Consider the following 13,974-nt stretch of genomic DNA (forward strand, 5'->3'; position numbering starts at 1 on the left):
CTCCCGGAAAGGGCGGAACCAGACGTCAGGGGCGCTGGGCGCGGGCCATCACGCGGCGGGCGTTGTCGGCGTACAGCTTCCTCAGCACCGGTTCGCCCAGGCCGAAGCCGTACAGGGGCCAGTGGTAGCCGAACAGCTCGGTCTCGTAGAAGTGCTCATCCTCGGATTCCAGGATCCGGAAGGTGGTGCGGTACATCTCGGCCTCCATCCCCATGTCCGTGCCGTAGAGAATCCGGTCCTGGTAGCGACCGAGGAAGCGGGCGACCTGCCGCGGAATGGGGGCCGTCTCGCCGTAGCGGGCGCCGATGTCGGCGTAGAGGTTCGGGTACTTGTCCAGCATCGCGCCCAGGATGGCCAGGTCGTGGCAGCAGTTGGCCAGGTGGCAGGCGATGAAGAGGGTCCGGGGATGCTTCTTCACGGCGCGGTCGAGGGTCGCGATGACCTGGTCGTGCCGGAGCACGTCGGGCCGGTTGGGGATCTTCCACTCGAAGGCATTCATCAGGCCGTCGTTGGTCTGATCCTGGGGCTCGTACATCCACTGGTCCTCGCCCACGTGCACGTTGATGGGCAGGCCCAGGTCCGCGCACTTCTCCAGGATCGCGTCCATGCGGGGATCGTCGAGGTGCATGCCGCCGGCGTTGCCGTTCAGCCCGCCGCCCTTGTCCGTGATCTCGCCCACCCCCACGGCCCCGAGGCGGCGGCAGCGCTCCAGTTCCGCCAGGGCGGCGGGCCCGAAGCCCGGCTGATCGAACCCGGTGAAGTCGATGCCGCACCAGAGCTCGAACCGCGCGGGGTATTTCCTGTACTTCCGGGTGGCCTCGTCGAAGGTCTTTCCCGTGCTCCCGAAGAGGATCACAGTCTTTTCGATGCCCACGGCATCCATGGTCTTCACCCAGGCTGCCACCTCGGCCTCCGTTTCCGCGTAGGGATGGGAATGGATGTCGATGGTGGGGAAGCGGGCCTTCTCGATGCGGGTCTGGGGCACCTTGAAGATGGAATGGGGGCGGTAGTCCTTCAGCAGCAGCTGGTCCGGAGGAATCGCCTTGGCTGACTGGGCCTGGAGGGCCGCCCCAAGGGCGAGCAGCGAGCAGAACCCGAGGGCCCGCCTCAGCGGCCTGAACCCGGTTGGATGGAATCCAGTCATGGCGCCACCTCCAGCAGCAGATGATCCTTGAAGGCCACGGCCAGGCGCGGCGCCCTGCCCCGGACGGCCACCACTTCGCCCAAGTCCCGGCCTTCGACGAGGTCCCGCACGCGATGGCGGCCGGGCTCCAGGCCCCGGAGCTCGACCCGGCCCTTCCAGGCGCCCGCCGCGAAGAACCCGTAGTGCATCCTGCCGTCGCGGGCGATGGCGTAGCCCTCCGGGCGGTCCACGCCCAGGGTGTACAGGTTCAGGAAGGTGCCGCTGGACAGGCGCTTCTCCCGGTAGAGGTCCAGCCACCGCCGCCAGACCGCGTTCTTGGCCGGACTGAGATCCACGGGGCCGGACCTGGGCACCTGGCCCGTGGGAGGCCACACGAACTTGGTGCCCGGCACGCCACCGGCGCCCAAGGTGGAGGCGAAGTCCTCGCCGGTCTCCAGCCAGTCGTCCTTGCCGAGGGGCTTCATGACGCTCAGCTCCACGTGGTCCCCGTACACGGCGGCGGCGGGTCCCAGCAGGGCCTTATAGAGCTTGATGCGGCGCCGGACCTGGACCGCCCCCACGGGATCGGCGGTCACGGCCTGGTCCATCCAGGGCAGCCAGGCCGCGGCGGGCGTGGTCCCGCAGGGGCAGATCTGGATCACCGCGCCGGGCTTCAAGGCATGGACGGCCGCCTGGATCTGCCGGTAGACCTCGGCGGCGGCCTGCGTGGATTCCAGGGGAGAGGCGTGGTGGTGTTTGGGATTGAAGCAGGGCGGAACGGCGAAGACGTTGTCCATCTTGAAGCCATCGAACCCGTCGTCCCGGATGAAGGCCACGGCCATGTCCCGAAAGTACGCCTGGACCTCCGGCAGGGACGGATCCAGCACCGCCAGGTCGCGGATCATGGTGGCGGGTTGGCCCTGTTCATCCAGCACCAGCCAGTCCGGATGGTCGCGCACCACCTGGGACTGGCGGTACTGGTGGGACTCGCCCTTGCCATTGGCGATCTCGGCGGCGATGGGCAGCCACCAGAGCTGCACCTTGATCCCGGCCCGGTGGTACTGGTCCACCATCGCCCTCAGGCTGTCGCCGGGGTAGGTGTCCGAACGGGCCTTCCAGTCGCCGTAGGCGTCGAACCAGCGGTCATCCAGGGTGGCCCAGCTGAGGCCCAGCTCTTTCAGCTTGGGCAGCACACCGAGCATCTGGGCCGGGGTGATGTCGAAGCCATAGCCCCAGCTGCACCAGGTGGCCTCGTAGGCCTCGGCGTCCGCCGCCCCGGGCTTCCAGGCCGAGGGCGCCATGAGCCGCGACCAGAGGCTGACCGGTTCGAAGAAATCGCCCGGGTGGACCGCCAGGAAACACCAGGGGGAGGTCCAGGTCTCACCGGGTGCGAGGTTCCGGGCCGGGAAGGCCACGGCGGCGGCGGCGCGGCCATCCGGTGCCACCTGCACCGGCAGGGCGCAGGGGTCGGCGGACAGGCAGCCCAGCGCCTCTCCGCTGGCGGCATTCCAGAAGTCGATGACGGGGATTCCGCCGCCGACGCCGCCGGCGAGCATGTCCCCCAGCCTGTTCTCGGAGCGGCCGGGGCGGAGGCGCAGCACCTCGTCCTGGCCCCACCCCTTGCTGGTTCCCTGGAAGGACCACAGGCGACCCTTCGCGAACCGCGCCCGGAGGACATCAAGCTCGCCGGTGCTCTGCCTGGCGGCGGTGGGATTGGTCAGGCGCAGGGCGGCGAAGAGCACCCCGGGATGGCCCTCCCGAACCTCCAGGACGAGGGTCTTCGACACGGACCCGCTGCCGAGGCAGGGGATCTCCCAGTGGCTGCCCCCAGCGGAGCGCTGGGCCCGGCCCAGATCCAGGACGGGGACCTTGGCATCGCCGGCTCCCTTCATGGTGTCGGCAAGGGAAAGGCGCCGTCCATGCTGGAGCCGGGTGGCGGTGATGACGCCGGAGGGCAGCACCTGGAACTCCGCCGAGGGCGTCACCAGCCTGAGCGGCGGGCGGGCCGCCAGGGCCGTGGCCAGCAGGCCGAAGGCCACGGCCAGGATGCGTCGTCCTTCCATCCAGCGGAGCGCCTGCATGGGACCTCCCTTGAAGAAAACGGACCAGCCCTTACCCCTGCGCGGGGGCTTCGACTTCCTCCTCCAGGGCCATGAGCACCGTGGCGAGGATGGCCACGGCCATGCCCACGCCCTGGATGGCCAGGGGCATCGTCCGGTAGAGGACGAGCGAGATGAGGATGGTGACCACCGGCGCCCCGGCGTTGATGAGCGGGGACACGATGATGGCCCGGCCGTACCGGAAGGCGTAGACCAGCAGCAGCGCCCCGACGGCATTGAGCACCTGGATCAGGGCGGCCAGCCAGGGACCGCGGAAGCCCCAGTGGATGGGCTGCCGGAAATCAGTCATGAACCAGGCCACGGGGATCAGCAGGAGGCCCGTCACGGTCATGTAGAAGAAGATGCTCTCGGCCCGCATGGACTTGTTCCCGTGGGAGATGACGAAGCCCTGGAAACCCCAGGCCAGGAAGACCAGCAGGGCCAAGCCCACCCACAGCAGCCCCGCGCCGGCGCGACCCTCCGGCGGCGTGTAGGCCAGCAGGATCCCGGCCACCAGCGCCAGGGCGATGCCGATCCAGCCTTTGAGGGAGGCGCGCTCCCGGGAGACGATGAAGGCGAGGACGATGGTCACGAGGGGCGAGAGGGCGACGAAGGGGAACACCAGGTAGGCCGGCGCCAGGCGCAGCACCTTGAAGAGGATCAGCTGTCCCCCGGCGCCCAGGAACCCGGCCAGTCCGCCATAGAGGATCGACCGCGCGTCGGTCTCCACCTTCCAGCCCACCAGGGCCAGGGCCACCAGGCAGGGCGGGATCATGGTGAGGGCCCACACGATGTAGCCCAGGGTCTCGGGGAAGCCGGCCTTGGCGGGCGTGTCGATGAGGGCCCCCCACAGACCCCAGGCCAGGACCGTGATGACGGTGTAGAGGAACCAGCGCGGCTTGTTCATGAGCCTCCCTGTGCCACGGACATGGAAAGGCCACAGGCGGCGGCATAGTGCCCCAGCACCCTGCGGACGGAGTGGATGGCGAGGGCGCGGCCGCTGGGCCGGATGATCCCGGCGCGGACCGCATCGTACTCGCGGGGCCGGTACTGGCTGATCAGCTCGAGCGGAAGCGGCCCTTCCAACGTCCGGAACAGGGCCTCCAGGGCCTCCCTCACGGCGGGATCGCCCCAGTAGTACCGGGAGCGGTCGCTCAGGCTGAAGCGCCGCGCGAAGGCCTGCTCGCCGGCCGTGCCATGGTGGTGGTCCTGCCAGTGGCCGGGCTCCCGGAGCATGGCCGCTTCCAGCGTCGCGGCCAGAGGTGGGCAGGAGTAGCGGGGGTTCCGGCCCTGGAGCTCGCGGGCAAGCTGCTCCAGCGAGAACACGGCTTCCCGGAAGGCGAAGGTGAGCCAGGGCCCAACCTTGAGGATGGCGAAGCGATCCTCCACCAGCTGGCGCAGGGCAGCGGGGCTCTGGTAGTCGGTGGAGTGAGCCTCGTACATCCAGGGCAGCCGGCGCGCGATGGCCCCGGTCAGCGGCGCCGCGGCGCCTCGATCGTAGTCGTGGACGCTGGCCTCGCCGAACTCGACCCCGGGCTGGACCACCAGGGCCACGACCCGCTCCCAGGCCGACTCGAGGCCGAGCCTGGCGAAGGTGGCCTGGCTGAGATCCAGGGTGCGGGCCACGTCCGAAGGCGCCGTGGGCCGGAGGCCGGCCTCCTCTTCCACCGCGCCGCCGGGCATCGGGACTTCGGTGCCGATGACGTAGACCGGTGGCGGCCCCCCGCCCCGGCGACCATGGGCCTGCTCCGCCCGGAGGCAGAGTCTCCCCGCGCGTTCGGCGATGACGGCGTCGGGGAGGACGGCGGGATCGTCGGCGCAGCGCATGCTCGCGTCCAGGTGGATCTTGTGGAAGCCCGCGCTGACGTAGGCATCCACCAGCGCTTCGGCCTGCGCCATGGCGGCCGCGGCGGGTTGATTCCGCCAGGGATTCGGGCCCAGGTGGTCGCCGCCCAGGATGAGCCGGTCGCCGGGCAGGCCGGCCTCCCGGGCCAGGGTCTCCACGAAGGCCTTGAAGTCCGCGGGCGTCATGCCCGTGTAGCCGCCGGCCTGGTTCACCTGGTTGCAGGTGGCCTCGATCAGCACCGGGGAGGCGTCCTCCCGGGCCTGGTCCAGGGCGGCCCGCAGGACCACCGGGTGCGCCGAGCAGACCGAGTAAATGCCCCGCCCCGCCGCAGCGCGGCAGTCCTCCCGGAGCCGGAGGAGCTCAGACACGCCCGGAGCCGTCCATGAACATGCCGAGCTTCTGCTTGATCAGATCCTTCACGTCCCGGATGGCGGGGGGGAAGATGTTCCGCAGGTCGATGTCCGTGGTGGCCTGGATCTCGCGCTTCACGCCCCGGACGAAGGCGTCCTTGGTCTCGGTGGCCACGTTGACCTTGCAGATGCCCCGGGCGACCGCGGCCCGGATGGCGGTCTCGTCCACGCCGGAGCCGCCGTGCAGCACCAGGGGCACGCCGGTGCGCGCCTGGATCGCCGCCAGGCGCTCCAGGTCGAGGCAGGGTGTGGCCTTGTAGAACCCGTGGGCCGTGCCGATGGCCACCGCCAGCGAATCCACGCCGGTCTCGTGCACGAACCGGGCGGCCTCGTCGGGATCGGTCATGCCGCCGGAGTCCGCCTCCTGGCCCAGCTTGGCCACGAAGCCCAGCTCCGCCTCCACGTTGGCGCCGGTCTTCCGGGCCAGCTCCACGGCCTTCCGGGTGAGCGCCACGTTCTGGGCGAAGTCCGCTTCGCTGGCATCGATCATGACGGAATCGAAGCCGGCCTCGAGGCACCGCTCGACGAGATCCAGGGAGGTGGCGTGATCCAGGTGGATCCAGCCTTCCACGCCGTACTGTTCGATGGCGGCCCGGCCCATGGCCAACGCGAGGCCGAGGCCCAGGTAGTCGATGGAGCTCCGGGTCAGCTGCAGGATGACCGGCTGGCGCAGCTCCGCGGCCGCCTCCAGGATGCCGCGCAGCGTCTCGGCGTTGTAGAAATTGGTCGCGAGCAGGGCCGTCCTGCGGTCCCGCGCCTCGAGAAGCTTCTCCCGCATGGGCAGTCTAGAAGGCATGGTTGAAGCGCTCCTTGGCGATGGCCTGGAGGCCCGCCCGGTCGGTGAACGCCCCGGTGCCTCCGGCGGCGGTGGTGGAGATGGCCCCCATGAGGTTGCCGAAGCGCAGGCACTCCTCCAGGCTCTTCCCTTCGATGAAACAGGAGACGAACCCGGCGTCGAAGCTGTCCCCGGCGCCGATGGCGTCCACCACGTCCCGGTTCAGGAAGGGCGGGCAGGACAGGATCCTGCCGTCCGCCATGGCCTGGGCGCCCTGGTTCCCCTGTTTCACCACCACGGTATGCGCGAAGGGGCGCAGCGAGTCCAGGGCCGTTTCGACATCCGGCTTCCGGGTCAGGTTCAGGAGCTCCTGCTCATTGGGCAGGAAGACGTCCACGTAGGGGAGGATGTCGGGCAGGTCGAGATCCCAGGCTTCCGCCGGATCCCACTGGGGATCGAAGGACGTGGTGAGACCACACTCCTTCGCCCGCCGGAACAGGTTCCCCACGTCGCCCCGCAGCCCCGGCTGGAGGAACGCGGAGGCGAAGTGCATGTGGCGGGAGGTGCGCAGCCGGTCGACCTGGATGTCGGCAAGCGTGAGGTGGGCCATCGCCCCCATGTAGGTGACCATGGCCCGGTCCTCGCCCCGGTTGAGGACGATGGTGGCACCCGTGGCGTGATCGGAGGTCCGGCGGATCATGGCCGCATAGACCTTCTTGTCACGGAGGCTGTTCACGGCCAGGTCGCCGAACAGGTCTTCGCCCACCTTGCCCAGGAAGGCGACCTTGGCGCCGATGCTGCTCAGGTTGCTGGCGAAGATGGCGGAGGAGCTGCCGAGCGTGAGCGTCATGGCTTCCGCCAGGATCTCCTTGCCGACCTCCGGCATTCGGGGGAGGCCGTTCAGGATCAAATCGACGTTGAGTTCGCCGACGACCAGCACATCAAAGTTGGATTCCATGCCTGGGACCTCGTTCTTGGCTGCATCAAAGGGGATCGTGGGCCCGGGGGTAGATCGTGACGCCCTGCACGACGCGGGAGATGCTGCCGCAGGGTGAGGGGTTGTCGGGGCTGAGCCCCTGCGCGATGGAGAGCTCCACCCCGAGGACCTGCGCCACCAGGACGCCGCAGATGGCCCGCTCCTCGTCGCGGAGCAGGCCCTCCTCGTCGAGGGTGATGGTGGCCTCGGGGCCCTCATGGGGCGCGAGGCCCGCGCCCACGCCCAGGCGGAAGCAGCCCAGGTTTCCATCCCGAATCTCTTTCACGAGGTCCTGCTCATAGGCTTTCTGGCCGGGCCGGCCCGAGAAGAGGAAGACGACGAGGGTCTCCGCATCGATGGCGGCCTTGGGGCCGTGCCGGAATCCCAGGAAGGAATCGTAGGAGCACATCACGGATCCGTTCGTGAGTTCCTGGACCTTGAGGTGGCACTCCCGCGCGGCCCCCTTCAGGGCCCCGGCCCCGAGGAAGATGGCTCGGCGGACGCCCAGCCGGGCCAGCTCGCGGAACCGTCCGCCCTCGCTGGAAAGGAGGCGCTCGGCCGCGGCGGCCATGAGCCGGACGCGGGAACCCTGGTACTCCAGGCAATCCAGGTCGGCCATCAGCATTCCGGCCAGGGCCATGCTGGTGAAGCTGCCGGTCATGGCCAGGCCCTTGTCATCGGCCGCCGGGGGCAGGACGAAGACGGCGCGGGGGTGCTTCGTCGGATGCTTCGCGAGGTCTCCGCCGGGGTTGCAGGTGATGATCAGGTGCCTCACGTCGCTGAGGCACTCGTCCGCCCGGTCGAGGGCCGCGATGCTCTCGGGGCTGTTGCCCGACCGGCCGAAGGAGATGAGCAGGGTCGGGACATCCTGGGCGAAGCACTCCTCGGGATTGGTCACGATGTCCGTGGTCGGAACGGCCCGCACGCAGCGCTTCAGGCGGCGGCTGTAGCAGCCCTGGAGCAGCTCTCCAATGAAGGCGGAGGAGCCAGCCCCCGTCAGCACCACTTCCCGGTCGGAGGCCTGGAGCGCTTCGGTCATGAACGCCTTCAGGTCCTTCGCTTCCCAGCGGAGCCCCTCCCAGGTGGCCTGCCAGAGCGCCGGCTGCCCGAGGATTTCCGGAATGGTGTGGACCGCGCCGAGGGAGGGTCGTGACGGTGGGGCGAAAGTCGAAAACGCGGCGCTCATGCCTGAAAACTCCAGAAACCTGCAGGTTGGACCCCATCGGGCCCGCTTGATCGTCTAGAACCGGTAGGATCCCATGAGGCTGAAATAGGAGGGCCGGCTGGGGTTGGTCGCATCCACGGGCAGGTCGGGATTGCTGCGCCACTCGGTGAAGGTGTAGTTCAGGGATACCGCCCAGTGCTCGGAGAGGTCATACCCCAGCCCCACGCGCCAGCCCAGCTTGATGTGCTGATCGGCGGGGTAGAGGCTCGGGTCGCCCCCCTTCTGGTCCGCCTTCCAGATGTGGAAGGAGGGCCCCACCCGCACCGTGAAGGGCTGCGAGTCCCAGGGCTGGTAGACCAGCTCCGCGCCCAACCGGGGGCTGTTCAGCGTGAAGGTCGGCCGGTCCACCGTTCCTTCAGCCGCGGGGATGTGGGCATAGCCGAGATAGACCTGGATCTTCGGTCCGAAGTTCTCCGGGTTGAACAGGGCCCCGGCCTCGACGGTGTAGCCGCCAGTGGTCTTCCGGGTGAGATCGACCGTGTTCCCCTGGTTGATGAGGAGCCCGGCGGAAGCCGTGTACTTCGTATCCCCGGCGCGGGCCGGGCCAGCCAGGGCCAGAGCCAGCACGCCCGAAAGCAAGACTTTGGAAAGGTGCATGGGGTCTCCTCCTGGCCTAGAACCGGATGCCTGTATCAAGGGTGATCACCCGGCCTGGGATGCGACCCGTCCCCACCGTCGAGAGATCGTCTGCGGCGCGCCAGCCGTGCCCGGTGAACTGATGCGGCTGCCCCGCGGTGTCCGTCAGGCTCGTGCCGCCAAGGCTGTACGGCCCCATGGACTTGGTGTTGAAGATGTTGTTGATGTTCATGTCGCAGAACCACCTCACGGTGCGCAGGACCGTGATCTCGAGGTTGTACTTCAACCCGATGGTCGTGATGCTCGTGTTCGTCATCCGTCCGCCATCGGCGGCGACGGCCAGGGAGTTCGGCAGTCCGCCCGTGTTCTGGTTGTTCGTGTCGTTGTAGCCCGGGACGGTCGGGAAGGGGATGTTGTAGTTGATCCATCGCGCTTCAGGCTTGCCGCTGGTGTAGTTCGCCCGCAGCGTGACGTTGGATTTCACCTTCCCGGAGCTCACGTCGAACACCGCGAACAGGTTCAGGTTGTGCTCGGGCGTGCGCAGCGTGGTGGGGTTGTACTGGTCCCGGGTGAACAGCGTGTTGTAGTAGTCGCGGAAATTGGCCAGCTGGCTCGTGGTGCGGTCCGGATTGTCGAGCGAAGGGCGGGTGTTGGCCGTCATCCGGGCGTAGGTGTAGTTGCCGTAGATGGTGGCGCGCCGGCTCAGGGGGAGCATCCACTCGAGTTCGGCGCTCTTGTAGGTGCGCTGCGAATCGGGGTCGTTTCTCAGTATCCGCTTGAAATTCGGGGAACCGGAAGGGTCCGTGTAGACCGGACCGGGGAAGAAGTCGAAGAGGTTCGACCAGGTCTTGTAGACCGCCGTCGCCCGCCAGTAGCCCCCCGCCGTGTAGGAGCGGCGGAAGCCCATGGTGATCTCGGTGGAGACGGGATTCTTCCAGGACTTGTCGATCTCGAAAGTGTCGCCGGCGTAGGTGCGGGAATAGGCGGTGTAGTTGTTCTTGTCGAGGAGCTGGTTGTAGGACACGTAGTAGGGGGTCGAGGAGCCCTGGCTCCAGTAGTACACGGTCTGGTCGCCCAGGCGGCCATGGGCCATCGGGAGGAACAGCGAGCCCGGGGAGCTGGCCTGGAACTGGCCGTAGGACAGATTGAAGAGGCGGGACTGGTCCCCCGAGACGTCCCACTTGTACTCGAACCGGGGATTCAGGTGCCCGTACGACACGAAGGTGCTGAAGTCGTCGTTCACCTTGAACATGTCGTAGCGGAGCCCCAGCATCACGCTGTGGTTCTTGTTGATGGTCCAGAGGTCGTTGATCCAGTAGGCGTGGGTCGTCTTCTGGAAGTTCCCGCCCTCGGCCCCCGTGCGGCTCACCCACGTGGGGATGAGGCCCAGGCCGCCCGGGAAGTGGTTGTCCGATCCGGGCGCCCCGATGCCGGGGTTCACCAGGCCGTCGCTCAGCACGGGCGTGTTCGCCGCCGTCGGATCCAGGTCCTGCAGGGTGGCCGTCGCGGCGTTGTAGACGAGGTACTGGCCCGTGAGCGGATTCTGGCCGGGGACGATGTACTGGTCCTTGGCCGCGCCCACCTGGATTCCCCACTTGAACTTCTCGACGTCGAAGCCCATGTCCAGCTGGTGGGAGCTGTCCCCCTGGGAGAACACGTGGGCGTAGTTCACGATGGCCGAGTCGTTCAGGATCGTGTCGCCCTTGTCGGCGTTGTAGCCGTTGGTGTTGTAGGCGACGCCACCGGAGGCGTACCCATCCAGCAGGCTCGTGACGGGTGAACCGTCCGCGTGCTCGCCGGGGATGAACGTGGTCCAGATGGGCGGCTGGCCGGGGCTGTAGGGATGCGGCCAGGTGCGGTAGGTGTGGCCGACCCGGGCCTCCAGGACGCCTGCGTTGCCGATCAGGCCCTTGTACCCGAGATTCCACAGGTGGTGGTGGTAGTTGTCCGTCCCCGACGAGGTCACGCTGTCGATGCGGCCGAAGCGCGGGAGCCCCCAGTAGGCCTCGCTGTCGTTCTGCGTGTAGTTCCACTCCAGGCTGTGGTCCGGATTGATCTGGGCGAAGAGCACGAACTGGTGGAACTTCGACGTGTCCTTGAGCGTATCCAGCCCGCCGAGGGCGTAGGTGTTGGCGGGGGCGATCCCGGTGCCGGGAACGTAGGTGAAGGTTGATTGGCTGGGCAGCCCGTTCAGGGTGGTGAGCCCGACCACCGAGGTGTAGGAATAGGTCGGCGTCTGCTGGGTGCCGTAGGCGAAGGTGATGTGATCCTTCCAGATCGGGCCCCGCAGCGACAGCTCGTAGGTGCGGTTGGGGAAATCGTCGTTGGGGTAGACCGGGTCCCCGGCAGAGCCGTCCCGCCTCGGGTACGAGGTGTTGTTGTCCTGCCAGTAGTTCTTCCGGTACTTGATGCGGGCCGTGCCCGTGAAGGTGTTGCTGCCCCGGGTGGTCACGATGGAGACGAGGCCGCCATCCGTGTTCCCGTAGCGCGCGTTGAGGGGCGACTGGATCACCGCCATGGTGTCGACCAGGTCCATGAGGGTCGTCAATTCATTCAGGTAGCCGCCACCTTCCTCGGTGATGTTCAGGCCGTTCTGGATGACCTTGGTGCTGTGCTGGATGCCGCCCCGGATCGAGATGGCGTCATCGCCGTACCCGCCGACGTTGGGATCCAGGATCCCGGTGATCCCCGGCGACAGGACGAGGATCGAATCCAACTCCTGGCTCGCGAGCTGGTTGAGGTTCTCCATGGAATAGGTCGAAGCCGTGGTGGTCGTGGTCTTGTCCACCTGGGCCGCCTGGTCGATGACCTCCACGGTCGCCCCCTGTTCGGCCACGGCGGGGAGGATCACGTCCTGCCGGGCCGTCTGGCCGGGCACCACCTGGAACTCGCCCTTGACGGTCATGAAGCCGCCGGCCGAGACCGTGATCGTGAACTTGCCGTTCGGCAGGATGGCGAGCCGGTACTGGCCCTTCTCGTTGGTGGTGGTGGTCCGTTCCCCCAGCAGATTCGGGGAGACGAGGCGCACGAGCGCGCCCACGATGGGTTTCCCGGTCTTCCCGGTGACCAGGCCCACCGCGGTGCCGGTCGTCTCCTGGGCCAGCAGGGGAGCGGCGGCCAGGAGCAGCATGAGAGGCGTGAACTTGCTTCGGTGCAGCATGGACCTATCTCCTTTACCTGTTCCCGGTGCCTAGATCTTCACTGCGAGCCCGAACTCGAAGACGAACCCACGATGGGTGCTCTCCAGAAGGACGGGGCTCTGGCCTGTGTAGGTGAAGGGCCTGTAGTCGAAGTGCGTGGTGCTGATGTTGCGGATGGTGAACTCGAACTTGAGGTTGTCGGACAGCGGTACGCCCACCCCGGCCAGCAGCCCCACTCCGGGCTTCGTCTTCTCCTTCACGAAGGCCCAGCCTTCGTAGTAGTCGCTCCCCGGGGCATTGGGATCCAGCACCGGTGCCGGCGAGGCGGAACCGTACATCGGGATGAGCGTGCCGCTCATCTCGGCGCTGACCTTGTAGAGGTCCAGGCTCACCCCCGCGAACCAGTACCAGCCCCCCAGGTCCGGGAACGCGTCCGAGTAGGTGCCCCGGAGGCTGAACCCCTGGCTTTGTTCCTTCCGGAAGTCGATGGAGTTCGTCTGGCTCAGGAAAAGGGGATTCCCCTGATAGGTGGTGGCCGGGCTCTGCGGGTTGTAGAAGACGGCCCCGCCGGTCGGCATGACGTCGCGGGCCTGGCCCGGGAAATGGTCGAACCCGAATTCCACCGAAAACGCGCGCGCCCCTCCCAGGGGCCAGCGGCCGCCCACTCCGAATCCGAAGGCCTGGTGGCTGTTCTGGTCCTGACTCAGCGTCCCCGCCGTGAGCGCCCCCTTGACCTTGAAATCGAAGGTCGGGTCGCCCTCGGCCGCGGACAGCGTGAGGACCGACCAGCCGGCCACCGCGAGAACAAGCCTGGGAAGTGGTTTCTGGACCTTCATGGTGGGCCTCCGTGAGCAGGCGAAAGGACTGGGCAGGACCGGGAGTGGCTGGATGCGGGGGAAGCTGAATGGGAAGTCGAGGGTGGGGCGCAGGGCAATTGATCTAATTCGAATCGAATATTTGTTCATCTTTGCAGCATTTTTAGCAGTATCGAGCAGAAAGCGACAGTGTCAATTTTATTTTGTGTTATTTTTGGGGCATGCGCCAAGAAGAACGTCTCGGTCTCATCCTCGACCGGCTGTCCAGGAAGGGCACCTTGGGTGTCGCTGACCTCGCGGCTGAGCTCGGCGTGTCCACGGCCTCGGTCCGTCGGGATCTGGAAGTACTCGAAGAACAGCACCTTCTCTCACGCACCCACGGCGGGGCGGTGGCCAACACCCTCGCCTACGAACTGCCGCTGCGCTACCGGGGGGGCCGCCAGAAGGAGGAGAAGCGGCGCATCGCCGCCATGGCGGTCGCACGGCTCGGCGAGGGGATCGTCTCCCTGGGGCTCACCGGCGGCACCACCACCACGGAGGTGGCCCGGGCCCTCGCGAACCTGACGGGGCTCACCATCGTCACCAACGCCCTCAACATCGCCTCGGACCTCGCCATGCGTCCGAACCTGAAGCTGATCGTGACCGGCGGGACGGCCCGGAGCGAATCCTACGAGCTGGTGGGCCCCCTGGCCGAGGCGAGCCTGGAGGGCCTGCACCTGGACCTGGCCATCGTCGGCGTGGATGGCATCAGCGCCAAGGGCGGCCTCACGACCCACCACGACGTGGAGGCGCACACCAACCGCGCCCTCATCGAACACGCCCGGCGCGTCATCGTCGTGGCCGATGGCTCCAAGGTCGGGCGCATGGCCTTCGCCCGCATCTGCCCCATCACCGAAGTGCATGAGCTCATCACCGACGACCAGGCGGATGCCGACGAGCTGGAACGCCTTCGCGAGGCGGGCATCACGGTGACCATCGCCTAGCCGACC

General features: G+C 67.7%; 11 protein-coding genes. 1 reads left to right on the top strand and 10 read right to left on the bottom strand.

Features of this window, described 5'->3' with window-relative positions:
* Nucleotides 1-25: 25 nt before the first annotated feature.
* From QOZ81_RS13340 to QOZ81_RS13385, 10 genes are read right to left on the bottom strand one after another with little or no spacing between them, the layout of a single operon-like run.
* The gene (locus QOZ81_RS13340; RefSeq protein WP_291205448.1) at nt 26-1,144 is read right to left on the bottom strand and encodes an amidohydrolase family protein; all 1,119 of its coding nucleotides are present in this window, start codon (nt 1,142-1,144) and stop codon (nt 26-28) included.
* Nucleotides 1,141-3,204, bottom strand: a complete 2,064-nt coding sequence (locus tag QOZ81_RS13345) for a glycoside hydrolase family 36 protein (protein WP_291205445.1) — start codon at nt 3,202-3,204, stop codon at nt 1,141-1,143. Before QOZ81_RS13345 ends, QOZ81_RS13340 begins: the two co-directional genes overlap by 4 nt.
* 31 nt (nt 3,205-3,235) lie before the next feature.
* Nucleotides 3,236-4,129 carry a DMT family transporter gene (locus QOZ81_RS13350; RefSeq protein ID WP_291205443.1) on the bottom strand — a complete coding sequence of 298 codons (894 nt, stop codon included), beginning with the start codon at nt 4,127-4,129 and terminating at the stop codon, nt 3,236-3,238.
* Nucleotides 4,126-5,436 (bottom strand): class II D-tagatose-bisphosphate aldolase, non-catalytic subunit, encoded by a 1,311-nt coding sequence (locus tag QOZ81_RS13355; protein WP_291205440.1) that lies wholly within the window; start codon nt 5,434-5,436, stop codon nt 4,126-4,128. Before QOZ81_RS13355 ends, QOZ81_RS13350 begins: the two co-directional genes overlap by 4 nt.
* Nucleotides 5,429-6,274, bottom strand: coding sequence for a class II fructose-bisphosphate aldolase (locus tag QOZ81_RS13360; protein WP_291205437.1), 846 nt, complete (start codon nt 6,272-6,274; stop codon nt 5,429-5,431). Before QOZ81_RS13360 ends, QOZ81_RS13355 begins: the two co-directional genes overlap by 8 nt.
* On the bottom strand, nt 6,264-7,211 hold the full coding sequence (locus tag QOZ81_RS13365) for a carbohydrate kinase family protein (protein WP_291205432.1): 948 nt from the start codon (nt 7,209-7,211) through the stop codon (nt 6,264-6,266). Before QOZ81_RS13365 ends, QOZ81_RS13360 begins: the two co-directional genes overlap by 11 nt.
* 25 nt (nt 7,212-7,236) lie before the next feature.
* On the bottom strand, nt 7,237-8,415 hold the full coding sequence (locus QOZ81_RS13370) for an SIS domain-containing protein (RefSeq protein ID WP_291205427.1): 1,179 nt from the start codon (nt 8,413-8,415) through the stop codon (nt 7,237-7,239).
* Nucleotides 8,416-8,469: 54 nt separating this feature from the next.
* Nucleotides 8,470-9,051, bottom strand: coding sequence for an outer membrane beta-barrel protein (locus QOZ81_RS13375; protein WP_291205425.1), 582 nt, complete (start codon nt 9,049-9,051; stop codon nt 8,470-8,472).
* A gap of 16 nt (nt 9,052-9,067) precedes the next feature.
* Nucleotides 9,068-12,190 (bottom strand): TonB-dependent receptor, encoded by a 3,123-nt coding sequence (locus tag QOZ81_RS13380; RefSeq protein WP_291205424.1) that lies wholly within the window; start codon nt 12,188-12,190, stop codon nt 9,068-9,070.
* A 30-nt stretch (nt 12,191-12,220) separates the two neighbouring features.
* Nucleotides 12,221-13,006 (bottom strand): hypothetical protein, encoded by a 786-nt coding sequence (locus tag QOZ81_RS13385; RefSeq protein ID WP_291205421.1) that lies wholly within the window; start codon nt 13,004-13,006, stop codon nt 12,221-12,223.
* Nucleotides 13,007-13,206: 200 nt separating this feature from the next.
* Here QOZ81_RS13385 and QOZ81_RS13390 point away from each other — a divergent pair, with 200 nt between their 5' ends.
* Nucleotides 13,207-13,968 carry a DeoR/GlpR family DNA-binding transcription regulator gene (locus tag QOZ81_RS13390; RefSeq protein WP_291205418.1) on the top strand — a complete coding sequence of 254 codons (762 nt, stop codon included), beginning with the start codon at nt 13,207-13,209 and terminating at the stop codon, nt 13,966-13,968.
* The last annotated feature ends 6 nt before the right edge of the window (nt 13,969-13,974 follow it).

Origin of the sequence: Geothrix sp. (assembly GCF_030219325.1) — a bacterium.
Lineage (GTDB): Bacteria > Acidobacteriota > Holophagae > Holophagales > Holophagaceae > Geothrix.